This window comes from Pseudoclavibacter sp. JSM 162008 (assembly GCF_041366455.1).
Classification (GTDB): domain Bacteria; phylum Actinomycetota; class Actinomycetes; order Actinomycetales; family Microbacteriaceae; genus Pseudoclavibacter.
Map to the genome: position 1 here is coordinate 61,262 of NZ_JBEWYX010000006.1, position 21,438 is coordinate 82,699.

The 21,438-nt window shown below is 67.5% G+C and carries 23 protein-coding genes; 15 read left to right on the top strand and 8 right to left on the bottom strand.

What is annotated here, in order from left to right; translation table 11 throughout:
* Nucleotides 1–27: 27 nt before the first annotated feature.
* Genes ABVF28_RS06735 through ABVF28_RS06750 form a run of 4 tightly spaced genes read right to left on the bottom strand, consistent with a single transcriptional unit; the run spans nucleotide 28 to nucleotide 2,579 of the window.
* Nucleotides 28–912, bottom strand: a complete 885-nt coding sequence (locus tag ABVF28_RS06735; protein WP_371029925.1) for a PTS system mannose/fructose/sorbose family transporter subunit IID — start codon at nucleotides 910–912, stop codon at nucleotides 28–30.
* Nucleotides 902–1,684, bottom strand: coding sequence for a PTS sugar transporter subunit IIC (locus ABVF28_RS06740; RefSeq protein ID WP_104313297.1), 783 nt, complete (start codon nucleotides 1,682–1,684; stop codon nucleotides 902–904). Before ABVF28_RS06740 ends, ABVF28_RS06735 begins: the two co-directional genes overlap by 11 nt.
* Nucleotides 1,681–2,163 carry a PTS sugar transporter subunit IIB gene (locus tag ABVF28_RS06745; RefSeq protein WP_371029926.1) on the bottom strand — a complete coding sequence of 161 codons (483 nt, stop codon included), beginning with the start codon at nucleotides 2,161–2,163 and terminating at the stop codon, nucleotides 1,681–1,683. The genes ABVF28_RS06740 and ABVF28_RS06745 overlap by 4 nt, the downstream gene beginning before the upstream one ends.
* Nucleotides 2,163–2,579 carry a PTS sugar transporter subunit IIA gene (locus tag ABVF28_RS06750; protein WP_104313293.1) on the bottom strand — a complete coding sequence of 139 codons (417 nt, stop codon included), beginning with the start codon at nucleotides 2,577–2,579 and terminating at the stop codon, nucleotides 2,163–2,165. Before ABVF28_RS06750 ends, ABVF28_RS06745 begins: the two co-directional genes overlap by 1 nt.
* 140 nt (nucleotides 2,580–2,719) lie before the next feature.
* On the opposite strand from ABVF28_RS06750, the gene ABVF28_RS06755 reads away from it, so the two are divergent.
* Together ABVF28_RS06755 and ABVF28_RS06760 are read left to right on the top strand one after the other, a co-directional pair.
* Nucleotides 2,720–3,508 carry a GntR family transcriptional regulator gene (locus tag ABVF28_RS06755; protein ID WP_371029927.1) on the top strand — a complete coding sequence of 263 codons (789 nt, stop codon included), beginning with the start codon at nucleotides 2,720–2,722 and terminating at the stop codon, nucleotides 3,506–3,508.
* Between the two features lie 112 nt (nucleotides 3,509–3,620).
* Nucleotides 3,621–4,349 carry a DUF554 domain-containing protein gene (locus ABVF28_RS06760; protein WP_211891334.1) on the top strand — a complete coding sequence of 243 codons (729 nt, stop codon included), beginning with the start codon at nucleotides 3,621–3,623 and terminating at the stop codon, nucleotides 4,347–4,349.
* 161 nt (nucleotides 4,350–4,510) lie between these two features.
* Here ABVF28_RS06760 and ABVF28_RS06765 read toward each other — a convergent pair whose 3' ends face one another.
* On the bottom strand, nucleotides 4,511–5,854 hold the full coding sequence (locus ABVF28_RS06765) for a carboxylesterase family protein (protein WP_371029928.1): 1,344 nt from the start codon (nucleotides 5,852–5,854) through the stop codon (nucleotides 4,511–4,513).
* A 195-nt stretch (nucleotides 5,855–6,049) separates the two neighbouring features.
* On the opposite strand from ABVF28_RS06765, the gene rpmB reads away from it, so the two are divergent.
* The 12 genes from rpmB to rbsK all read left to right on the top strand — a co-directional run bounded on the left by rpmB (nucleotide 6,050) and on the right by rbsK (nucleotide 15,974).
* Complete coding sequence (gene rpmB / locus ABVF28_RS06770) at nucleotides 6,050–6,286, top strand: 50S ribosomal protein L28 (RefSeq protein WP_371029929.1); 237 nt, start codon at nucleotides 6,050–6,052, stop codon at nucleotides 6,284–6,286.
* Nucleotides 6,286–6,456 carry a 50S ribosomal protein L33 gene (gene rpmG, locus ABVF28_RS06775; protein WP_068483925.1) on the top strand — a complete coding sequence of 57 codons (171 nt, stop codon included), beginning with the start codon at nucleotides 6,286–6,288 and terminating at the stop codon, nucleotides 6,454–6,456. The genes rpmB and rpmG overlap by 1 nt, the downstream gene beginning before the upstream one ends.
* A gap of 2 nt (nucleotides 6,457–6,458) precedes the next feature.
* Nucleotides 6,459–6,764: a 30S ribosomal protein S14 gene (rpsN, locus tag ABVF28_RS06780; RefSeq protein ID WP_104313288.1), complete on the top strand. Its 306-nt coding sequence runs from the start codon at nucleotides 6,459–6,461 to the stop codon at nucleotides 6,762–6,764.
* 154 nt (nucleotides 6,765–6,918) lie between these two features.
* Nucleotides 6,919–7,542, top strand: coding sequence for a DUF2975 domain-containing protein (locus ABVF28_RS06785; RefSeq protein WP_104313286.1), 624 nt, complete (start codon nucleotides 6,919–6,921; stop codon nucleotides 7,540–7,542).
* Nucleotides 7,542–7,778: a helix-turn-helix transcriptional regulator gene (locus ABVF28_RS06790; RefSeq protein WP_104254297.1), complete on the top strand. Its 237-nt coding sequence runs from the start codon at nucleotides 7,542–7,544 to the stop codon at nucleotides 7,776–7,778. The genes ABVF28_RS06785 and ABVF28_RS06790 overlap by 1 nt, the downstream gene beginning before the upstream one ends.
* Nucleotides 7,779–7,839: 61 nt before the next feature.
* The gene (locus tag ABVF28_RS06795) at nucleotides 7,840–9,558 is read left to right on the top strand and encodes an AMP-binding protein (RefSeq protein ID WP_371029930.1); all 1,719 of its coding nucleotides are present in this window, start codon (nucleotides 7,840–7,842) and stop codon (nucleotides 9,556–9,558) included.
* 268 nt (nucleotides 9,559–9,826) lie between these two features.
* Nucleotides 9,827–10,114 (top strand): HU family DNA-binding protein, encoded by a 288-nt coding sequence (locus ABVF28_RS06800; protein WP_068483913.1) that lies wholly within the window; start codon nucleotides 9,827–9,829, stop codon nucleotides 10,112–10,114.
* Nucleotides 10,115–10,243: 129 nt separating this feature from the next.
* Nucleotides 10,244–12,418, top strand: a complete 2,175-nt coding sequence (locus ABVF28_RS06805) for a cytochrome c oxidase assembly protein (RefSeq protein WP_371029931.1) — start codon at nucleotides 10,244–10,246, stop codon at nucleotides 12,416–12,418.
* Nucleotides 12,415–13,704, top strand: coding sequence for an ATP-dependent RecD-like DNA helicase (locus tag ABVF28_RS06810; protein WP_104313281.1), 1,290 nt, complete (start codon nucleotides 12,415–12,417; stop codon nucleotides 13,702–13,704). Before ABVF28_RS06805 ends, ABVF28_RS06810 begins: the two co-directional genes overlap by 4 nt.
* 163 nt (nucleotides 13,705–13,867) lie before the next feature.
* Nucleotides 13,868–14,425, top strand: a complete 558-nt coding sequence (locus ABVF28_RS06815; protein WP_068483909.1) for a YceI family protein — start codon at nucleotides 13,868–13,870, stop codon at nucleotides 14,423–14,425.
* 212 nt (nucleotides 14,426–14,637) lie between these two features.
* A complete protein-coding gene (locus ABVF28_RS06820) occupies nucleotides 14,638–15,048 on the top strand; it encodes a DUF6157 family protein (protein WP_371029932.1) in 411 nt (136 codons plus the stop codon).
* The gene (gene rbsK / locus ABVF28_RS06825; RefSeq protein ID WP_371029933.1) at nucleotides 15,045–15,974 is read left to right on the top strand and encodes a ribokinase; all 930 of its coding nucleotides are present in this window, start codon (nucleotides 15,045–15,047) and stop codon (nucleotides 15,972–15,974) included. Before ABVF28_RS06820 ends, rbsK begins: the two co-directional genes overlap by 4 nt.
* Nucleotides 15,975–16,268: 294 nt before the next feature.
* Here rbsK and ABVF28_RS06830 read toward each other — a convergent pair whose 3' ends face one another.
* The 3 genes from ABVF28_RS06830 to ABVF28_RS06840 form a co-directional block, all read right to left on the bottom strand.
* Entirely contained in the window at nucleotides 16,269–17,507 is a 1,239-nt protein-coding gene (locus tag ABVF28_RS06830; protein WP_371029934.1) for a saccharopine dehydrogenase family protein, read from the bottom strand.
* A 126-nt stretch (nucleotides 17,508–17,633) separates the two neighbouring features.
* Nucleotides 17,634–19,157, bottom strand: a complete 1,524-nt coding sequence (locus tag ABVF28_RS06835) for an APC family permease (RefSeq protein ID WP_371029935.1) — start codon at nucleotides 19,155–19,157, stop codon at nucleotides 17,634–17,636.
* Nucleotides 19,158–19,312: 155 nt separating this feature from the next.
* Nucleotides 19,313–19,855, bottom strand: a complete 543-nt coding sequence (locus ABVF28_RS06840; protein ID WP_181027062.1) for a TetR/AcrR family transcriptional regulator — start codon at nucleotides 19,853–19,855, stop codon at nucleotides 19,313–19,315.
* Nucleotides 19,856–19,907: 52 nt separating this feature from the next.
* On the opposite strand from ABVF28_RS06840, the gene ABVF28_RS06845 reads away from it, so the two are divergent.
* Nucleotides 19,908–21,083 carry an FAD-dependent oxidoreductase gene (locus ABVF28_RS06845; protein ID WP_371029936.1) on the top strand — a complete coding sequence of 392 codons (1,176 nt, stop codon included), beginning with the start codon at nucleotides 19,908–19,910 and terminating at the stop codon, nucleotides 21,081–21,083.
* Nucleotides 21,084–21,438: the final 355 nt, after the last annotated feature.

Here is a 21,438-nt window from a genome sequence, read left to right on the forward strand (position 1 = left end):
TTCGTGGGTCGATCAGTCAGTGGGTGGTCACGGTGCGGTGCCGAGCACGCCGGTCAGCGCGCCGAGGAGCCCGACGGCGAAGATGGCGAGCAGGACCCAGGTCGTCTTCCATCCCTTGCCGAGAAGCCAGTACACGAGCCAGAAGGCGCTGAGACCGAGGATGCCCGGCATGATGCCGTCGAGCACGTCCGTCTGGATGGAGCTGACTCCCTCGCCGACCTCGAACTGCAGCGGTACGTACACGGAGACCATGGAGGCCGTGAGCCCGCCGATGACCATGAGACCCACGATGCCGGCCCCGTAGGTGAGGCTCGACATGGCGTCGCTGCCGGAGATGCGCTGCAGCAGCTTGGTGCCGAACTTGTATCCGGATCGCAGGTACAGGTAGGACAGCAGTTGCACGGGCAGGTTGAAGCCGAGGAGGAAGATGATCGGCCCGAGGATGTTCCCCGCCATCGCCAGCGACACCCCTATGCCGGTGACGAGGAGCCGGATGGTGCCCCAGTAGAGCGAGTCGCCGATGCCCGCGAGAGGACCCATGAGGGCGGCCTTGACGCTGTTCGCGGTGGATGGTGCGAGGCTCGGGTCCTGACTGAGCTGCTCTTCGACGGCGGTGGAGACGCCGACGATCGCACCGGCGACGTATGGGGTGGTGTTGAAGAACTCAAGGTGCTTCTTGAGCGCCGCGGCCTGGTCTGACTCCTTCTCGTAGAGCGCCCGGACGGCGGGGATCATGGAGTAGGCGAACCCGAGGCCCTGCTGGCGCTCGTAGTTGAATGACGCCTCGATGCTCAGAGCCCTCAGGTACATGCGGTTCAGGACCGCGGTGGTGATCCTGCCGGTCTGCGTCGTCGGTGCTTCAGGGCTGACCTCGTCGAGGTGCGTGCCTGGTGCTGTCGTGTCAGAAGTCATCGTCTGCTGCTCCGTTCATGGCGAGTGCTGGCTGCTGCGCGCTGGTGCGGCGGCGTTCTGCGTCCACGAGGACCCAGGCGATCATGGCCGCGCCGGCGGCGAGGCCGACGATCGGGATACCTCCGTACGTGACGAGCAGGAAGCCGATGAAGAAGAAGGGCATGACCCTCTTGTTGATGAGCATCCGGCCGAGGAGCGCGAAGCCGAGGGCGGGGAGGATGCCCGTCGCCACCTGCAGTCCGACCGTCACTGGTTCTGGGATGGCGGCGACGAGCGCACCGATGGCGTCGCTGCCCACTGCGTAGGAGACGCCGACCACGCAGGCGAGCCAGAAGATCCAGAGGAACCCGGAGAGGATGTGCATGGCGCTGACGCCGCGGATCGAGCCTCGCTCGACGTAGGTGTCCGCTCGGTGGAGCAGCGCGGGGGCCACGAAGACGAAGTGGAGGTTCTTCACGATGAGACCGAGAGCGGCGATCGGGAAGGCGAGCACGAGCGCCGTCTCCGGTCCGGCTCCGGCGTTGATCGCGAGAGCTGTCGCCAGCATGCCGCCGGTGAGGATCTCAGGCGGCATAGCGCCGCCGACGGTGAAGAGGCCGATGAACGCGAGTTCGAGGGTCGCTCCGATGGCCATCCCGGTGACGGGGTCGCCGAGGATGAACCCCACGACGGTTCCGGTGACGATGGGGCGGATGGCGAGGTTGCGGCCGAGGAAGAGGTCGATGAGCCCGAGCGCCAGCGCGGCGATGAAGAGCGTGAGCGCGGTCATCATGCGGGTGCGCTCCCACTGCCGCTGAGCGGAACCTTCCGGTCTGTGGCGACGGCGCGCGCTTCGACCTCGACGCCGCGGGAGGCCAGCCTGGTCAGGCTGGCGGTCTCGTCTTCGGTCAGATTGACGGTGTTGGTGAGGGGAGTGGTCCCCTCGAGTCGCTTCGTGCCGCCGAGGTTGATGTGCTGCACGGTCGGGCAGCCGTCGGCGAGGCGGATGGCGTCTGCGACGTTGTCGGTCAGGATCAGCAGGCGGTAGCTGTCCGTCTTGCCTGAGTTGATCGCCTCGATCGAGTCGGCGACCGTCTTGATGACGAGCTTCACGTCGGCGGGCTTCGCGAGCTTCAGCGTGCTCTTGCGCAACTCGTCGGAGGGGACGTCGTCGTTGGCGATGAGGATGGCGGTCGGGTCCAGGGTGCGCACCCACGACATGACCACTTGGCCGTGGATGAGCCGGTGGTCGACTCGGAGCAGTTGGATCATCAGAAGTCGTCTTCCTGGTCGGTGTGGGGGTGGGGCAGGACGCTCACGGTGGCGCGGATGCGGTCGATCAGCGCCGGGTCTATGGAGGCGCTTGTGGTGATGGACTGCGTCGTGAGCAACTCGAGCACGAGTGAGAGCGTCATGCCGGTGATCTGGTGCACCCGGGGGTCCTGCTGGTACTCGAGGAGCGTGTTGCTGACGCTGCCGCCGACGAGGTCGCTGACGAGGATGAGCGTGCCGGTGCTGCCCACCTCGCTGAGGAGGGCCTCGACGTGGCGTCGGACGGCGTCCACGTCACCGCTGTATGGCGGGAACGCGCGGAGGTCGTCTCGCTCCCCGAGGATGAGCGATGCGGCGCTTCGCATGCCTGCGGCGATGTCGCCGTGGCCGGCGAGGGCTACGAGCTGTTTCGTCATGCATTGGTCCTTTCCGTATGCATGATTGGTCTTTCTTGGTCGGTCAAACTGCCTCGGAGTTTAGGCAGGAGCGGACTCGTCACGGAATGGCTTGACACAGTTCGTGCCAATTGGATTGCTTTGGTCTGTAGTGTGCTCGTATGGAGCATATCGAGCGTGCAGAACAGCTAGGGCCCCCGGCGGGGTCGTCCGCGTCCCTGCTCACGCAGACCGTCGCGGGGCGTCTCCTGGAGTACATCCGGTCGCAGGAGGTAGGACCCTCTGGGCGGTTGCCTCCGGAGCGGGTGCTCAGCGAGCACTTCGAGGTGAGTCGGTCGACGCTTCGCAAAGCTCTGAACCTGCTCGCAGCGCAGGGCGATGTCGCACCCGCCCCGCAGTCGGGCTGGTTCATCACGAACGTGCCGTACGGTCCGCCCCCGCGTCAGCTGCTCAGCTTCACGGAGATGGCCAGGCGCCGCGGCCTCGCGGTGCAGACCCAGGTCACGCATCAGCTGACGCGCTTCGCGAGTCACGAAGAGCGTCAGCGCCTGCAGCCGCGCGATTCCGACCGTGTCTTGGAGCTCGAGCGGATTCGTCTCCTCGAGGGGGAGCCGATCTGCGTGGAACGATCGGTCATAGCGCTGTGGCTGACACCCGGGCTCGATGGCGAGTCCTTCGTCGATCGCTCTCTCTACGAGCTGATGAGCAGCCATGGTGCGACACCGTCACGCAGCGACTTCATCGTCTCGGCCGCGCTCGCGGGGAGCATCTCTTCTGCGCTCGGCATCGACGCCAGCGATCCGGTTCTCGTCGGCGAGGAGCTGAGCTACAACCAGCATGGAGCGCCCTTGCATCTGAGCACTTCGAACTACCGAGCCAGCGCATACCGGTTCCAGGCGACGCTGACGGCTGCGAGGGGCGGCTCCCGGGGGATGCATCTGCCAGTCTGATCTGCACGTCGTGGGGCGCGCCGACCTGACCTTGTGCAGTCGGCTCTTGCGGTTCAGGCCGCTCAAGACTTCTCGCGTTCGCGCCGTTCGTGGCCTGCACCATAATCGGACGGTGATCATCGGGTCAGGGACGCTAGTGAACGTCGCGCTCATCCTCGTCGGCGGCGTGCTCGGCATCCTCCTCGGCGACCGCCTGAAGGAGCGCACGAAGACGACGGTGACCGCGGTGCTCGGCCTGTTCGTCATCGTCCTCGGGGGCATGAGCGTCGCCGATATGGGCTCTGCAGCGCTCGCGGATGCGGCCGGCCCGTTCGCGATGATCATCATCCTGCTGTCGCTTGTGTTCGGCGCTCTGCTCGGGTCGTGGTTGCGCATCGAGGATCGCCTCGAGGGGCTGGCGGTCTGGGTACGTGGTCGACTGAAGTCCGAATCCGATGGCGACGGCCGCTTCGTCGACGGCATGGTGACCGCCACGCTCCTCTTCTGCGTCGGCCCGCTTGCCATCCTCGGCCCCATCTCCGACGGCCTTGGGCTCGGCGCCGACCAGCTCTACGTCAAGGCGGTGCTCGACGGCTTCGCGGCGATGGCCTTCGCCTCGACCTTCGGCAAGGGGGTGCTGTTCGCCGCGGTCCCGGTCGGGATCATCCAGGGCGCCTTCACACTCGTCGGATTCCTGGCGGGCGATGTCTTCAGCGATGCCCAGATCGACGGGCTCTCGGCCGTCGGCGGGCTCATCCTGATCGCCCTCGGGGTGCGACTCGTCCCGCTCAGGGCCATCCCGGTCGGCGACCTGCTGCCGGCGCTCATCATCGCGCCGGTGGCACTCGCGTTCCTGGGCTAGCGGCAGGTCAGCGTTCGCGAGTCGCCTCACACGGTCGAGCGCGGTCCGCGATTTGCCTCAAGCGGTCGTTCTGGCCGGCTCTTCGCGACCGTTTCCGCCGACTCGCGAATGGGAAGCGCGCGGAGCGGGCGAGAAGGCGTGGGGCAGCGGAGCAGCGGCGCTCAGCCACGGCGACGGAAGCTCGCGGCGCCCGGGATGCTGTCGGCCTCGGCGGGCAGGGTGCCGCGCGCGAAGTCGCCCCAGACGGCACGCATCCGCCTGCCAACACGGTTGATCTCAGTCCAGCTGGCGCCTCGCACGAGCGGAGCACGACTCCATGTCCGCTCGCCGCCGAAGAGCAGCGGCAGGTCGATCATGTGGCACGCGCCCCACACGTTGTGCGGCGCCTTCCAGCTCACGACGTAGGTGGATGCGCGCCCTCCGGCCCGCACGTGCCGCCTCGCGAACCGGGCCGCATCGCGCCGGTAGACGAGCCACGTGAGCGCGCTCACGACCACCCTCGTCAACGGCTTGCCGACGACCGGCAGCTCGCTGAGCCGCTTGGTCGCGGGGATGCGCGGCACGAACAGCAGCGCTTCCTCCGACGTGTACCCGATGAGCAGATCGATCGCGGGGGCGTTCGCATCGCGACCCGCGAGCACGCCTGCAGTGTCCGGCAGCGGATCCGAGCCGTGCTGCGGACTGAACGACATCGCACCCTGCAGGCCGTACTCGGCGGATGCGCGCAGCGCTGCGGCCTGCGCGCGCACCACCGCCGCCACGGGGCTCTCGGCAGTGAGTTCGGCGGTCGCCTCGAGCATCCTGCCCTGCATCTCCTCGCGGCCACCCTCGACGTTGAGCGGTGCGCTCTGGATGATCGCCCGCCGGAACAGACTCGGAGCCTCCGGCAGTGCCATCAGCTGCGCGATCGCGTGCGCGCCGGCGGACTGCCCATGCGCCGTGACCTGACCGGGGTCGCCGCCGAACGCCGCGATATTGCGCTGCACCCAGCGGAACGCCTCGACGATGTCGAGCAACCCCAGGTTGGCGGGGCGCGCATCCGAGCCACCCAGGAACCCGAACAGGCCGAGCCGGAACGTCACGTTTACAGCGACCACGCGCTGCTCCGCGACCAGAGGAGCGGGGTCCATGACCGCGGCGTCTCCGGCGGCCGAGACGTACGAGCCGCCGTGGATCCACACCATCACCGGCAGCTGCTCTCCGGGCTCGAGGTCGCCGGGCAGCGTGATCGAGAGCCGCTGGCAGTCCTCGTCCACGCCGAGCTCGCCGATGCCGCCGCCGAGCACCTCCTCGAGCACGGGCATGGGGGCCTGCGGGCAGGCCGGCGACCAGCTCGTCGCCATGAAGACCTCGGTGCGGTCGGCTGCTGGTCGTGGGGTCTCGAACCTGCGTGCCGCGGCGTACCGGAGGCCCGTGGCTCGCACCAGCGGCACCTCGCCGGTCCACTCCTCGGTCCATCCCGTGACAGGACCGCAGGGAGGGGAGAAGCTGGGGGAAGAGGCCATGCTCGAGTCTTGCATCCGATCCCGCGTCTTCTTGCGGCCCAAGCTTGCGCTTCGCCGGGCGTGTCGCCTAAGCTCGACCCTTGGTGCGTCTGGGTTCCCCTCGGGCGCGACCGTGTTGGTGTGCAACCGCCACTGACGCAGACAAGAGATCTTGGGCGGGGCCTTCTGGTTCCCGCGGTATCTACGGAGGAAACAATGGCAGCAGTGTGCCAGGTGACCGGGGCGGTTCCCGGATTCGGTCACAACATCTCGCACTCGCACCGACGGACCAACCGTCGGTTCGACCCGAACATCCAGAAGAAGAAGTACTTCGTGCCTTCCATGAAGCGCACGATCACGCTGACGCTTTCGGCTAAGGGCATCAAGGTCATCGACGCACGCGGCATCGAGTCCGTCGTCGCTGAGCTTCGTGCGGAGGGAGTCAAGTTCTAATGGCGAAGAAGAGCCAGGACGTACGTCCGATCATCAAGCTCCGCTCCACCGCTGGAACGGGCTACACCTACGTGACGAAGAAGAACCGTCGCAACACGCCTGACCGCCTCGTGCTGAAGAAGTACGACCCGGTTATCCGCAAGCACGTCGAATTCCGAGAGGAGCGCTAAACATGGCCAAGAAGAGCAAGATCGCCAAGAACGAGCAGCGCAAGGTCATCGTCGAGCGCTACGCGGAACGCCGCGCAGAGCTGAAGAAGGCTCTTGTCGACCCGAACGGCACCGACGAGTCGCGCGAGGCAGCACGCCTCGGCCTGCAGAAGCTTCCCCGCAACGCTTCGCCGGTCCGCGTTCGCAACCGCGACAGCATCGACGGACGCCCCCGCGGCCACGTCTCGAAGTTCGGCATCTCGCGTGTCCGCTTCCGCGACATGGCTCACCGCGGTGAGCTTCCAGGAATCACGAAGTCGAGCTGGTAACCACCAGCCCGCCAGCAATGGCGTAGTGCTTCCCCGAAACCCCCGAGCGTCTCCGCTCGGGGGTTTCGTGCGTTCAGGGGTGCGAGCCAGGGGTTGCGCATCCAGCCATATCGTTTATCGTTATGCATATCGAGAAACGATATGGAGGAAGATCATGAACGCACGACAGAACCCGGCAGGCACCGACCGCGAAGCGAAGGAGCTCGGCTACCTCTGGCCGCTCGGCATCGCTGCCGCCGGCCTCGTCATCCTGAAGCCCCTCGAGAACGTCATCGGCTACTTCGTCGACGGCAGCGTGCGCGTCAACGCGTCGTTCGAAGGGGCATCCGTCTCGCTGCCCACCCCCGTCGGGGCTGATGTGCCTCTCGACGGTGCCTCGACGATCCTCGTCGCCGGGGATCTCCTCCCGACAGGTGCGCTTGTTCTGCTCCTCATCGGACAGATCATCGGCGCCGTCCTGAGCCTCGCCGCAGTGTGGATGCTCCTGCTCTTCGCCAGGAACCTCGCCAAGGGCGACTTCTTCGGACGCAAGAGCATCCGCCTCCTCGACTGGTCGTCTGGGCTGGTCGTCGCTGCACTCGCGGCGCCAGGGTTCTTCGAGCTGCTCGGCACGAACTGGGCGATCGCGAAGCTCGGGTGGAGCGGGTCCGACGCGCCTGAGCCGACCATCCTCGACCAGACGTGGACGTTCCTCCTCATCCTGGTGATCTTGCTCGTCGTGAACCTCATCATGCGTCGCGGCGCGCGCCTTGAGCAGGACCAGGAAGGCCTCGTCTGATGGTGCCGGAGCCCCTCGAGGAGCCCCACTACATCGTGTGCCATCTGGGCGAGATCATGGCGAGGCGGGGTATCACGCTCGTCGACCTGTCGGAGCGGGTGGGCATCAGCGTCGTCAACTTGTCGGTTCTGAAGAACAACCGCGCCAAGGCGGTCCGCTTCGAGACGCTCGCGAGGCTCTGCGCCGTGCTCGAATGCAAGCCGGGCGAGCTCCTCGACTACCTGCCGCCGCGCTGATCTGCGCGCGCGCATCCGGATCGGCGGCGCAATGTCGGTGGCGTGCGTGAGAATGGCACGCATGTCAGATGTTCGAGGTGCCTCCGCCTTCCGCAGCGCACGTGACCAGCTGCTCGCCCTCCGCACGGATGCGGAGCGAGCGAGCCGTGAGTTCGAGTGGCCAGACGTGGGCGACACCTTCAACTGGGCGCTCGACTGGTTCGACGAGATCGCCGAGGGCAATGACCGCACAGCGCTGTGGATCGTGGAAGCCGACGGCAGCGAGGCGAAGTACAGCTTCGACGACCTCCGTCGCCGCTCCAACCGAGTCGCGAACTGGCTCGAAGCCCAGGGCATCGGCCGCGGCGACGTCGTCATGCTCATGCTCGGCAACCGTCGGGAGCTGTGGGAGGCGATGCTCGGCGCGTTGAAGCTCGGCGCCGTGATCCTGCCCACCTCGGTTGTGCTCGGCCCGCACGACCTCGACGACCGAGTCGAGCGAGCCAGGGTGCGGCTCGTCATCGCCGAAGAGGCCGACGCGGCCAAGTTCGACAACGTGCTCGGCAGCTACCGCATCGTGCAGGTGGGTGCCGGTCTCGACGGCGCAGCTCGCGACTCGTGGCTCGACTTCAACAACATCTACGACGCCTCGGATGCGCCGGTCGTGAAGCAGACGGCAAGTGACGACGCCGCGCTCATCTACTTCACCTCCGGCACGACGAGCCACCCGAAGATCGTCGTCCACTCGCACCGCTCGTACCCGGTCGGGCATCTCTCGACGATGTACTGGATCGGCGTCGAGCCGGGCGGCGTGCATCTCGCCATCAGCGCGGCCGGCTGGGGCAAGCATGCCTGGAGCAGTTTCTTCGCGCCCTGGAACGCGGAGGCCACCGTGTTCGTCGTCAACTACGAGCGGTTCGATGCGGGGCTGCTGCTCGAGCAGCTCGACAGGGCGGGTGCGACCTCGTTCTGCGCGCCGCCGACGGTGTGGCGCATCCTGGTGCAGCACGGCAGGACCGAGAAGCCCCGGGCCATGCGGGAACTGCTCTCCGCCGGCGAACCCCTCAACCCCGAGGTCATCGCGCGCATCCACGACTGGTGGGGCCTCGAGATCCGCGACGGCTACGGGCAGACCGAGACCACCGCCCTCATCGCGAACGCGCCCGGGTCCGTCATCAAGCCCGGCGCGATGGGGCATCCGCTGCCCGGCATGAACGTGGTGCTGCTCGACCCCCTCACCGGGGTGGCTGGCGACGAGGGCGAGATCTGCCTCGACATGCGCGGCGAGCGCCCCGTGAACCTCATGACCGAGTACCTCGGCTCGCCCGCGGCGACCGACAACGCGGTGCGCGACGGCTACTTCCACACGGGCGACGTCGCGACTCGCGACGAGAACGGATGCATCACCTTCGTCGGGCGCACCGACGACGTCTTCAAGTCCTCCGACTTCAAGGTCTCGCCGTTCGAGGTCGAGAGCCTCCTGCTCGAGCACGACGCCGTCGCCGAGGCGGGGGTCGTCGGGGCGCCGGACGCGACGAAGCTCAACATCACGAAGGCCTACGTGACCCTCGCAGCGGGGTGGGAGGCGAACCGGCAGACGGCCCTCGAGGTGCTCAGGCACGCACGGTCGGTCATGCCGCCGTACATGAGGGTCCGACGACTCGAGTTCTTCGAGCTGCCGAAGACCGCATCCGGCAAGATCCGCCGTGTCGAGCTTCGCAACCGGGAGATCGAGGCGGAAGGCAACCGGATCGAGCATGAGTGGCGCGATGATGACTTCCCGGAGATCAAGCGACGCTGATCCGCATCCCGATCCGGGTCGCACGTCGTGCGGCACTGCCTGCGGTTCTGGGGATTTTGGCGTCGATCCGGGCATCGATCCGGTCCAGAGGGGTTGTGAACCGGTGAATTCGGTGGCAAGACACGGCGTGTCAGGCGAATCTGCATGCCACGGGCCTTCGCTTTGGTAGGTTGACGAAGGTCCTGCCGCGGAATCCCGCGGAACTGCAGGACTTCTGAACCCAACATGCTGCACTCGCAAGGGCGGGGCCGCGTCCTAAGGAGGACATATGGCAGACAAGACTGTGAACAAGACCGAACTCGTTGCCGCGATCGCGACTGAGACCGGCCAGAGCCAGGCTGTTGTTGGAAGCGTCCTCGACGCACTCTTCAGCGAGCTCGCCTCGAACGTTGCCAAGGGCACCAAGGTCACGATCCCGGGCTGGCTCTCCGTTGAGCAGACCGCTCGTGCCGCGCGCACCGGCCGCAACCCTCAGACGGGTGAAGCCATCCAGATCGCCGCGTCCAAGGGCGTCAAGATCTCGGCTGGCTCGAAGCTCAAGGCTGCAGCCAAGTAGCGTTCGCGCCTGAATGCACGCGGGGTCGCTTCCACTCGGAAGCGGCCCCGCGTCCGTGTGCGCGGCTCACACCGCATCCGCCTGTGGATGAAGAGCCCGTCCGGCGGCGACGATCTACACTTGATGATCATGCCTACGCCCCTCGTCCCCGGTTCCAGAGACGAGAAGACGGCGGCAGCCGCGGACAAGACCGCCAGCAAGGCTGAGCGCAACCGCGCGCATGCGGACTCCTGGTCGCTCCACACGAAGCGGATGGTTGTCCTCGGCCCCGCGCTCTTCCTCCTCGCCGCCCTCATCGCGGTCGTCTGGGGCCTCGCGTACGGCGGCGGAGCGAAGGCCCTGATCGTCTCCGACCCGGGCCCCGTCGTCATGTGGGGCGTGCCGATCGCGCGCCTTGCCCTGAACCTGTCCGCGTCGGTCACGATCGGCGCGCTGGTGCTCGCCGCGTGGGCGGCGAGCCGAAAGCAGCCCGAGTTCGAGCGGGCGATGACCATCGCGTCGTCTGGTGCCGCCGCCTGGGTGGTCTCCACGTTCGCCGCGGCGTTCCTCACGTACCTCCAGATCTCCAACGCGGCGTTCTCGTTCGACGCGGCCTTCGGCCAGGGCCTCCTGTTCTTCTTCACCTCGCTGGAACTCGGCCAGGCCTGGGTGCTTGCGGTCGGCATGGTTCTCGTGCTGTCGATCGTCGTGTTCGCGAGTCGCAGCGCCTGGATGGTCGGCCTCTCCGCGGCGTTCTCGTTCTTCTGCCTGTGGCCGCTCGGAGCGCAGGGCCACGCCGCGGGCGCAGCGAACCACGAGACCGTCGTCGGCGGCATCACCCTGCACTACATGGGTGCGGCGCTCTGGCTCGGCGGGCTGCTCGTCGTGGCGATCCTCGCTCCGCGCCTGCCCGACGTCCGTCGCGTGGCGGTGCTCGAGCGCTACTCGACACTCGCGCTCATCGCCTTCATCGTGGTCGCCGCGTCCGGGGTCGTCGCGAGCGTCGCGAACATCGGCTCATTCGCCGAGCTCGTCACGCCCTACGGCGTCATCGTCATCGTGAAGGCGGTTGTGCTGATCGCGCTCGGCTTCATCGGCTGGGCGCAACGACGGGGACTCATCAACCGGATGCGCGCCGCAGTCGAGCCGGGCGCCTCCACTCGCAAGCCGCTCGTATGGCTCGTCTCGCTCGAGCTCGCGTTCATGGGTATCGCATCCGGTGCGGCGGCAGCTCTGGGCCGCACGCCGTCACCCGTCACCGAGGTCACGGCCGACCAGCTCGCGTCGCCGACGCCCGCGCAGCTGCTGACGGGGGACCCGCTTCCGCCCGAGTTCGAGCCCTTCCGCCTGCTCTCCGAGTGGCGCCTCGACCCCATGTGGACAACCCTGTGCCTCTTCGCGCTGTTCTTCTACGTCGCCGGCGTGCTGCGCCTCCGCCGCCGCGGCGACGAGTGGCCGCTGGGGCGCACGATCTCGTTTGTCCTCGGCATCCTGATCCTGCTCTACCTCGTCAACGGCTCGCTTATCGTCTACGGCAAGTTCGTCTTCAGCTTCCACATGACGCAGCACATGTTCCTCACCATGCTGGTGCCGATCATGTTCGTGCTGTCAGCGCCCATGACGCTGCTGCTTCGCGCCGTGCACGCGCGACACGACGGCAGCATGGGAACCCGGGAATGGGCGCTGAAGTTCGTGCATTCGAAGTGGGCAAAGTTCTTCTCGCACCCCATCGTCTCCGCCGTCGTCTTCGCCGGCTCGCTCCTGGTCTTCTACTACACGCCGCTGTTCCGCTGGGCGGTGACCGACCACGTCGGGCACATGTGGATGATCGCCGACTTCCTCATCGTCGGCTACCTGTTCGCGAACGCCCTCATCGGCATCGACCCGATCGGCACCCGAGCTCCCTATCCGATGCGCCTCATCGCGCTGGTGCTCGTCATGACGTTCCACGCGTTCTTCGGCCTCAGCATCATGAGCGGAACGGGGCTGCTGCTCGCCGACTGGTACGGGGCGATGGGCAGGCCGTGGGGTGCGGACGCGATCACCGACCAGCAGATCGGCGGCGCCATCGCCTGGGGCGTCGGCGAGGTGCCGACGGTCATCCTCGCCATGCTGGTCGCGTTCTCGTGGTCTCGCTCCGACGATCGGGAAGCCAAGCGGCGCGACCGGAAGGCGGACCGGGACGGCGACGCCGAGCTCGAGGCGTACAACGCGCAGCTGAAGGTGATGGCCGACCGCACGGCGGCACTCGAGAAGCGCAAGCAGGACCGGCGCGAGCAGGAGGCGCAGCTCGAGCGTGACGCAGAGCAGGGGGCGAAGCAGTGACGATCGTCCTCACCCCGGAGCAGCAGGGTGTGTTCGACGCCATCGAGCACACGCGCGACCACCTCTTCGTGACGGGTCGCGCCGGAACCGGCAAGTCGACGCTGCTCAACCACCTGGCGTGGCACACCTCGAAGCAGCTGGTCATCGCGGCGCCGACCGGAGTCGCGGCCCTCAACGTGGGCGGGCAGACCATCCACTCGCTCTTCAAGCTGCCGATCGGTGTCATCGGGGATGCGCCGATCGAGCAGAACGGCGACGTCCGCAAGCTGCTCAACAAGATCGACACGCTGGTCATCGACGAGGTGTCGATGGTGAGCGCCGACCTCATGGACGCCATCGACCGCTCGCTGCGGCAGGCGAGGCAGCGCAAGAACGAGGCGTTCGGCGGCGTGCAGCTCGTCATGTTCGGGGACCCGTTCCAGCTGGCACCCGTCCCGCCGTCCGACCCGGACGAGCGTGCGTACTTCCGCGACCACTACCGTTCGCTCTGGTTCTTCGACGCGAAGGTGTGGCAGGAGGCGGAGCTGCGCATCCACGCGCTGCGTGAGATCCACCGGCAGCACGAGGACGAGTTCAAGAACATCCTCACGGCCGTCAGGTACGGGCAGGTCACGGCCGACATGGCGAACCGTCTCAACACGGTCGGCGCCAGGCCTGCCCCGGCCGACGGCACCATCACGCTCGCGTCCCGCAACGCGCAGGTGTCGCGCATCAACGCGCAGAACCTCGAGCGCCTGCCGGGCGCATCGATGACCGCCAACGCCGACATCTCCGGCGAGTTCGGCGGGCGCAACTTCCCCGCCGACGAGCGCCTCGACCTGAAGGTCGGCGCGCAGGTCATGTTCCTGCGCAACGACTCCGACGGGCGCTGGGTGAATGGCTCCATCGGCGAGGTCACGCGCATCGACAAGACCGTCTACGTCGAGATCGACGGTGACGAGCACGAGGTCGAGCCGCTGGTGTGGGAGAAGCTGAAGTACTCGTACTCGCCGGATACGCGCGAGCTGTCGCGCGACGTCGTGGGGGAGTTCACACAGTTCCCGCTGCGTCTCGCGTGGGCGGTCACGATCCACAAGTCGCAGGGGAAGACCTACGACCGTGCGGTGGTCGACCTCGGCGCGAGGGCCTTCTCGCCCGGGCAGACCTACGTGGCGCTGTCGCGCATCCGCGCCCTCGATGGGCTGCACCTGTCGCGACCCCTGCAGCCGAACGACATCTTCGTCGACGACAACGTGCTGCGCTTCATGAAGTCGGTGAGCGCTGCCGCGAAGCAGCAGCAGGCCTAGCTGCTCGCCACGTTCGGTGGGGTCGTCGACGAGTTCACCGAAGTTTCTCCTGCCGGTCGGAATACCGTCACATCTCTATGCGTTTGAATAACTTGTATCCGCAACAATGTGTTACGTTGTCCAGGACTTGACCGAGACAACACCCGAGCCTTCAGGAGAAGACATGAGCATCAGCGCAGCAGACATCAACGGCTGGACCGCCGGCACCTGGAACATCGACCCCACCCACACGGAGGTCGGCTTCGTCGTCCGCCACCTCGCCATCAGCAAGGTCCGTGGCGGCTTCGAGACCTTCTCGGGCGTCATCACGACCGGTGAGACCATCGAGGAGTCCACGGTCAACGCCGAGGTCGAGGTCGCATCCGTCAACACGAAGCAGCCCGCACGCGACCAGCACCTCGCGACCTCCGACTTCTTCCTCGCCGAGGAGTTCCCGACCTTCACGTTCGCCTCCTCCGCCACGCGCGTCGAAGGCGACTCGGTCAAGGTCGACGGCGAGCTCACGCTGCGCGGCGTCACCAAGCCCGTCACGTTCGACGTCGAGTTCGGTGGCATCACGACCGACGGCTACGGCCAGAAGAAGCTCGGCTTCGAGGCGGTCACGAAGATCAACCGCAAGGACTTCGGCGTCAACTGGAACGCACCGACCGAGGCCGGCGGCCTGACGCTCGGTGACACGGTCACGATCAACCTCGACGTGCAGGCGACGCTCGCCCAGTAGTCGCAGAACCTGGTCGCTTCGGCGGCTGAGGCACGATCCCCCCCCCGATAGTGTCGCGCGTTCCCCCCGAACGCGCACGAGAAGGCCGGATGCCCAGCATCCGGCCTTCTTCGCGTCCGCACCACTGCCGGGCCGAGGGCCGTGTGCACCCAGCGGATGACCTGCGGTGCGCCTCTCTGGTCCCCGGCATCGCGGACCCGTAGGCTCTGCCCATGGGGACGACGAACTACACCAGCACGTTCATCCAGATCGCCGACGACTGCCCCGTTGACGAGGCTGAGGCGCCGCCTGAGTCGGCGAAGGGGCCGACGATCGCGAGCCTGCAGCACAAGCTCGTCAGCGAGCATCCGTACGAGTACACGTCGGATGATGTGCTGTTCGAGACCTACGCCGTCCGCAACGCGATCCCGGACGAGGAGCGCGAGGCGGCCCGCGCTGCGTTCTTCGCGAAGGACCAGGCGTGCCTGCGCGCTTCGCCGCTCGGGAAGCGCTGGGGCTGGGGAATTCACTCCGACGGGCAGGCGCGCATCGCGCTTGTTCCGCTCGGCACCGACGAGTACGAAGAGAAGGCGGGCGACGAGTCGCTCAAGCAGCTCAAGGCGATGCGCTCGAAGCGCGCATGAGCAGCTTGGAACGAGCCGGGGTGCTTGTCGTCGGCAGTGTCTCCGCCGACCTCACTGCCTTCTCGACGCGCGCGCCCGAGCCGGGCGAGACGCTGCGCGGCGGGAGCTTCAGCCTCGCCCTCGGCGGCAAGGGTGCGAACCAGGCTGTCGCGGCCGCCAGAGCGGGGGCACCCACTGCATTCATCGCGTGCGTCGGTGACGACACCTTCGGCGAGATGGTCCTGCGGGAGCTCCGGTCCGCCGGGGTTGCAGTCGACGGCGTGCGAACCGTGGCTGGCGAGACCGGGATCGCGCACATCCGCGTGGACGCGACCGGCGAGAACTCGATCGTCATCGTGCCGGGGGCCAACGATACCCTCGACGAGTCCATGGTGCTGCAGGGCATCGGCGACGCCGCGGCGACGAGCTCGGTGCTGCTCACGCAGCTGGAGACGCCCGAGCGGCTGACCGAGAGCATCCTGCGCACGGCACGGGATGCAGGGCTCACGACCATCCTGGACCCGGCGCCCGCCATCGCCCTCGACGAGAAGGTGTGGGCGTCGGTCGACATCGTCACACCGAACGAGACCGAGGCGCGCATGCTCACGGGCATCGTCGTCGACAGCGAGGCGAGCGCCGCGGACGCCGGGCGCTGGTTCCTCGACCGCGGCGTCGGCGCTGTGCTCATCACGCGGGGTGGAGCCGGGACGACGCTCGTGACCAGGGACAATATTGAGACGTTCCCGGTGATCGAGGTCGAGGCAGTCGACACGACGGCTGCCGGTGACGCCTTCGCGGGCGCGCTCGGGGCGGCCCTCGCCAGCGGGCAGTCGCTCGAAGCCGCAATCCGGTACGGAGCGGCGGCCGGCGCCCTTGCCGTCTCGAAGCGCGGCGCCTCGCCGAGCATCCCGACCGCCGCCGAGATCGAGCGGCTCCTCGCGCGCTGACGCGGCCAACTCGCGTGATGAACTGGCGCTCGCAGCGTCCGTAGTCGCGCCAGGGCCTCGTTCAGCACGGAAGTTGGCCACCGGGCGGCACACGCAGCCAGGCTCGGAGTGGGGCGTGCCGGCCCGGCCGCCGAACATCCCGACCGCGCCGAGCATTCTGGCCGCGCCGAGATCGGCGGCTGCTGCGGGGTCGCTGTCCAACATCAGTGCGATATCGGGCCAAGCAGCGCCAAAACGGCGCTTTCGACCCGATAGTGCACTGATGTTGGACAGGCGAGCAGACGAGCTGGCGGTCTACGCGGTGAGCTCGGCGCTGCGGTCCTGCACGTGCCACGGCGAACCGTAGCCTGACGGCTCGGCGCCGCCGAGGAGCTCGAGGAACGGCTTCGCGTCGAATGCCTCCGGTGCGAGCACTCCCGCGCCAGACCAGACGCCCGTCGCGAGCAGCTCGAGCGCGATGACGGGGTTGATGGCGGTCTGCCAGACGACGGCTTGCGAGTTGTCCTTCGCCATCGTCTCCTCGTTGTCGGCCACGTGGTACAGGTACACCTGCTTGGGCTCGCCGTCCTTGCCCTTGCCGGTCACGAGGAGTCCGGCGCACGTCTTGCCGCGCATGCGGTCTCCGAGCTTGGCCGGGTCGGGGAGGACCGCGGCGACGACGTCGCGGGGCGAGACCTGCTGGCCCTTGACGCTGACGGGCTCGGTGCTGTCGAGGCCGAGCATGTGCAGCGTCTTGAGCACGTCGATGAACTCCTGGCCGAGGCCGTACTTGAAGGTCACGCGCTTCGCGTTGGTCCAGCGCGGCATGAGCAGCACTTCTTCGTGCTCGACGTTGACGCACTCGACGGGGCCGATGCCTTCTGGGAAGTCGAACACTTCAGCCTCGCTGAAGGGCTGTGTCGTGTACCAGCCTCGCTCGCGCTCGTAGATGACGGGCGGGTTGAGGCACTCCTCGATCGTCGTCCAGATCGAGAACGACGGGGCGAAGTCGTAGCCCTCGACGGTCAGGTTGGCGCCGTCGCGCACGCCGAGCTCGTCGATCTCGGAGAACAGCTCGTCCTCGGCGTAGCGGGCGAACACGTCGGAGAGGCCGGGCTCGACCCCGATGCCGCAGAGGGCGAGCACGCCACGCTCCTTGAGCGCCGCGTCGTGCTCGAACTGCTCGTCGCCGAGCTTCACACCCGTCTGCTCGTGCGGATGCTCGGGGTGCGGCTTCGAGAGGCTCATCGCCATGTCGAGGTAGGTCGCGCCGGCTGCGGTGACGCCCGTGAAGATGGGCATCACGAAGCGTGGGTCCACGGCGTTGAGGACGTGCGTGATGCCGTTGTCGCGGACGAGGGCCTCGACGGCTGCGGGGTCGGATGCGTCGACCTGCGCCGCGTGGAAGCGGGTGTCGTCGAGTTCGGCGACGAGGTCTTCTGGCCGGGTGGGGTCGTAGTCGGCGATGAGGCAGGAGTCGAAGAAGCTGCGGCGCTTCGCGATGCGGGCGGCGGCTGCGCCGACGCCTCCTGCACCGATGATGAGGATGTGCACGATTGGCCTTTCGTTGATCACGTGCGATGGATGGCGCCCGGTTCGCGGGGGTAAACCGTGCGGTTGGTAGGTGGTGGCGAGCAAGCGAGGCGCCCTGCGGAACTGCAGGGCGCCTCGCCTCGGGGATCAGTCCTCGGGGGCGAGGATCGCCGAGTGGCGGTTGATGGTGCGCTTCTCGAAGTAGTCCTTCGATCCGGGCATCGCGGCCCAGACGAACATGAGGATGAAGCCGATGACAAACGAGCCGATGCCGATGACGAACGCGCTGCCGAGGCCGAAGAAGGTCGTGTAGCCGTACTCGGGGTTCGCCATGTCGATTGCCGACTGGACGAACGCCCACACCATGAACACCCCGCCGAGCAGCGGGAACAGGAAGCGATACACGAAGTTGCGTGCCGACGAGAAGAGGCTCGTGCGGAAGTACCAGATGCAGGCGAAGCTCGCGATGCCGTAGAAGAACGCGATGGCGAGGCCGATGGAGAGGATGGAGTCCTGGAGGACGCTGTTCGAGACGAAGCTCATGCCGACGTAGTAGACGATCGCGACGATGCCCATCAGGAGCGTCGAGAAGGTCGGGGTCTTCGACTTCTCGCTGACGACGGCGAAGCGTGCGGGCAGGGCCTTGTAGACGCCCATCGCGAAGGTGCCGCGCGCGGTGGGGAGGATCGTCGTCTGCGAGGACGACAGCGACGAGACGGCGACGGCGAGCACGAGGAACCAGCCCCACGGGCCCATCGCCAGGTCGGTGAGCACGGAGAAGACGTCGTCGGCGTTCTCCTCGTTCGCGAGGCCGGTGCCGGTGTCGCCGAGGCCGGCGTACATCATGACGACGATCGTGATGCCGACGTAGGTGATGAGCAGCAGCACCGTCGAGAGCACGGCTGCGCGGCCCGGCGTCTTCTTGGGGTCCTTGGTCTCCTCGGTCAGGGCGAGGCAGGTGTCCCATCCCCAGTAGATGAAGAGGGCGAGGATGATGGCCTGCACCATGCCGTGCCCGTCGGCGAGGAGCGGGTTGAACCAGTCGATGCTCACGGGGGTCGAGTCGGGCGCGGTGCCGTTGGCGTAGCCGATGAGGCAGCCGACGACGAACGCGGCCATGGCGGCGTACTGGATGATCAGCAGCACCACCTGCATCTTCTCGCCGAGCTCGATGCCGCGCATCGAGATCCAGGTCATGACCGCGATGATGAGCGCACCGAAGAGGGTGACGACCACGCGATTCTCGGCGAGGGAGCCGTCGCCGATGAGCAGCAGGATGTAGACGGAGGCGATCTCGGCGAGGTTCGCCATGACGAGGATGCCTGCGACCGCGAGGGCCCAACCGGACATCCATCCGGTGCGGGGGCCGAAGGCCTTCGCGGCCCAGGTGAAGACGGTGCCGCAGTCGTTGAGCTCGTTGTTGAGCTCGCGGTACGCGAATGCGGTGAACATCATCGGGATGAACGCCAGGATGAACGCGATCGGCGCCTGCTCGCCGACGGCGATGACGACGAAGCCGAGGGTCGCGGCGAGGGAGAAGAGCGGGGCGGTCGAGGCGAGGCCGATGACGGTCGACCCCCAGATGCCGAGTCGTGCTGGGGCGAGGCCCTTACCGATTGGCGTCTGCGTCGCCAGTGCTTCGGTGATCGGGCCGGGTTGTGCGTTGGTCATCATTGTCTCCCGCATCAAAGGGCCTGCCGCGTTCGCGGAGTGGTGCTGAACTTACCATTCGGTCGGTGACGCGCCGAGGGATTTCTCGCATCCCGTCGTAACGGTTGTGTTTCCAGACGTGGGCGGATGCCAGGGGAGAATGCCTGGGCGGCTCGCTACGCGCGAAGCTTCTCGATCGCGCCCATGATCTCGGCCGTCGACTCCGCATTGATGAACTTCTCGCTGCCCGCTCCGACGCTGAGCAGCGCGTTGTGGTTCATGCCGTCTCCGACGAACAGCACGAGGCGCGCGACCGCTGGGTCGCCGATGGCCCGGACGAGCGCGTCGAACCAGCCCTCGCGGCACTGGCGAAGCACATCCAGCGCATCCTTGTCGCCGGTCTGCGCGAGGCGGTAGACGGCCTCGACGAGACGCTCGAGGAGGCTGTCGCGATCCTGCGAGGAGACGATGTAGTACGACACGGCGTTGTCGAGGTCGCCGAGCATGTTGTCGGCGTCGACCCGCGCCTGCGCCTGCAGTTCGGCGAGAAGCGCCTCGCCAAGGGCCTGCTTCGACGCGAAGTGATGGAGGACGCCGGCCTTCGAGAGCTTGCAGGTCGTGCCCACGGCTTCGAGGGTCGTCCCGCGCACGCCGGAATCGACGAGCAGGTTCATGTACGCGGTGAGAATCTTCTCCCGCTGACCGGAGACGGTGAGCATTCGGCAATCGTACCCAGGAAGTGACCCGGGTGAGTGCGAGTAGCGTTGCGTCATGACTGACGTTGACGTGCTCATCATCGGCGGCGGAGCGATGGGGCTGTCGACCGCGTGGCAGCTGGCGAGGCGCGGCAGGAGTGTCCGGCTGCTCGAGCAGTTCCAGTCCGGCCACCACCAGGGCGCGTCCCACGGTGCGACTCGGAACTTCAACACCTCGTACACGCAGCCTGACCTCGTCGCGATGCTGCACGAGTCGCGCGCGCTGTGGACCGAGCTGCAGCTCGACTCCGGCCGGCAGATCCTCGACCTCGTCGGCCTCGTCAACCACGGGCCGGGGGCTGCGAGCCCGGACGTCCACGCCGCCATCTCCGCGGGAGGGGAGGCGGCCGAGCTGCTCTCGACGAAGGATGCCGGTGAGCGGTGGCCGGGCATCCGCTTCGATACCGAGGTGCTGCACCTGCCGAGAGCGGGCCGGGTCCGGGCCGCCGATGCGCTCACCAGCATGGCTGAGCTGGCCGCGGCGAGTGGGGCCGAGCTGAGTTGGGGCAAGCGCGCCGTGAGCGTCGTGGAGGAGACCGATCGGGTCGTCGTCGAGGCCCACTCGTGGGGTGAGGCGCCGGAGCACCGCGGCCACGCGCGCGAGACGATCACGGCGAAGGTCGTCGTCTCGGCGGTCAACGCGTGGACCCGCACGCTGCTCGCCGGAATCGTCGAGCTGCCGCGGATGCGGGTCACGCAGGAGGCACCCGTGCACTTCCGCGAGTTCAACGGCTACATCGACTGGCCGAGCTTCAACCACCTCCCGGCGTTCGGCCGCCCCGGGTACGAGGGGTGGCTTTCCCCCGTGTACGGGATGCTCACGCCGGGCGAGGGCATCAAAGCGGGTTGGCACGGAGTTGGGCCCATCGTGGACCCCGATTCGCGCGACTTCCTGCCGGTGCCGGCGCAGCTCGACGCGATCAGGCAGTACGCCCGCGACTGGCTGCCCGGCGTCGACGCTGAGAGCGCCGAACCGATCAGCTGCACCTACACGACCACCGACGACGCCAGGTTCGTGGTCGACAGAGTCGGCCGCATCGTCGTCCTCGCCGGATTCGCGGGGGAGGGCTTCAAGTTCGTGCCGTCGATCGGGCGACTCGGTGCCGACCTCGCCGAGAACGGCCCGGGCGCCGCGCCCGAGCTGTTCTCCCTGAGCCGGCCGCGCTCGCTCGCCGCGCAGCCCCTGCGGTAGCCGCTCCGCGCATCCGCTCGGCCGTGCGGCCGAACGCGGGTCCCGTCCCGTCCCCGTGCTCGTCTCGTCTCCGTGTTCGTCTCGGGATGGGAACGTCGCTTCGTGCTGGGAAAGTTTCCGCAACGGAGTGAGTTTTCCATCCCGAGTGGGGCGTTGCGTGCGTGCTCGCCGCACCGGCTCGCCTGGCCTTGCGGGACCTGCGGCGGGCTGCAGTGTGTCGCCTCGGCGTGCTGCCGCCGCCGTTTCTGGCTGCCGCTTCCGTTTCGGGATGGCGTTCGCGCACGCGGATGCTCTGCAACCCATCTGCGTGCGTGTAACCCATCTCGGAAGCGGGCAAGTCGAGAGTCGGGAGCCT

Coding starts and splice junctions, on each gene's coding strand:
- ABVF28_RS06735 (WP_371029925.1), bottom strand. CDS start 912: ATGACTTCTGACACGACAGCACCAGGCACGCACCTCGACGAGGTCAGC.
- ABVF28_RS06740 (WP_104313297.1), bottom strand. CDS start 1,684: ATGATGACCGCGCTCACGCTCTTCATCGCCGCGCTGGCGCTCGGGCTC.
- ABVF28_RS06745 (WP_371029926.1), bottom strand. CDS start 2,163: ATGATCCAACTGCTCCGAGTCGACCACCGGCTCATCCACGGCCAAGTG.
- ABVF28_RS06750 (WP_104313293.1), bottom strand. CDS start 2,579: ATGACGAAACAGCTCGTAGCCCTCGCCGGCCACGGCGACATCGCCGCA.
- ABVF28_RS06755 (WP_371029927.1), top strand. CDS start 2,720: ATGGAGCATATCGAGCGTGCAGAACAGCTAGGGCCCCCGGCGGGGTCG.
- ABVF28_RS06765 (WP_371029928.1), bottom strand. CDS start 5,854: ATGGCCTCTTCCCCCAGCTTCTCCCCTCCCTGCGGTCCTGTCACGGGA.
- rpmB (WP_371029929.1), top strand. CDS start 6,050: ATGGCAGCAGTGTGCCAGGTGACCGGGGCGGTTCCCGGATTCGGTCAC.
- rpmG (WP_068483925.1), top strand. CDS start 6,286: ATGGCGAAGAAGAGCCAGGACGTACGTCCGATCATCAAGCTCCGCTCC.
- rpsN (WP_104313288.1), top strand. CDS start 6,459: ATGGCCAAGAAGAGCAAGATCGCCAAGAACGAGCAGCGCAAGGTCATC.
- ABVF28_RS06785 (WP_104313286.1), top strand. CDS start 6,919: ATGAACGCACGACAGAACCCGGCAGGCACCGACCGCGAAGCGAAGGAG.
- ABVF28_RS06790 (WP_104254297.1), top strand. CDS start 7,542: ATGGTGCCGGAGCCCCTCGAGGAGCCCCACTACATCGTGTGCCATCTG.
- ABVF28_RS06795 (WP_371029930.1), top strand. CDS start 7,840: ATGTCAGATGTTCGAGGTGCCTCCGCCTTCCGCAGCGCACGTGACCAG.
- ABVF28_RS06800 (WP_068483913.1), top strand. CDS start 9,827: ATGGCAGACAAGACTGTGAACAAGACCGAACTCGTTGCCGCGATCGCG.
- ABVF28_RS06805 (WP_371029931.1), top strand. CDS start 10,244: ATGCCTACGCCCCTCGTCCCCGGTTCCAGAGACGAGAAGACGGCGGCA.
- ABVF28_RS06815 (WP_068483909.1), top strand. CDS start 13,868: ATGAGCATCAGCGCAGCAGACATCAACGGCTGGACCGCCGGCACCTGG.
- ABVF28_RS06820 (WP_371029932.1), top strand. CDS start 14,638: ATGGGGACGACGAACTACACCAGCACGTTCATCCAGATCGCCGACGAC.
- rbsK (WP_371029933.1), top strand. CDS start 15,045: ATGAGCAGCTTGGAACGAGCCGGGGTGCTTGTCGTCGGCAGTGTCTCC.
- ABVF28_RS06835 (WP_371029935.1), bottom strand. CDS start 19,157: ATGACCAACGCACAACCCGGCCCGATCACCGAAGCACTGGCGACGCAG.
- ABVF28_RS06840 (WP_181027062.1), bottom strand. CDS start 19,855: ATGCTCACCGTCTCCGGTCAGCGGGAGAAGATTCTCACCGCGTACATG.
- ABVF28_RS06845 (WP_371029936.1), top strand. CDS start 19,908: ATGACTGACGTTGACGTGCTCATCATCGGCGGCGGAGCGATGGGGCTG.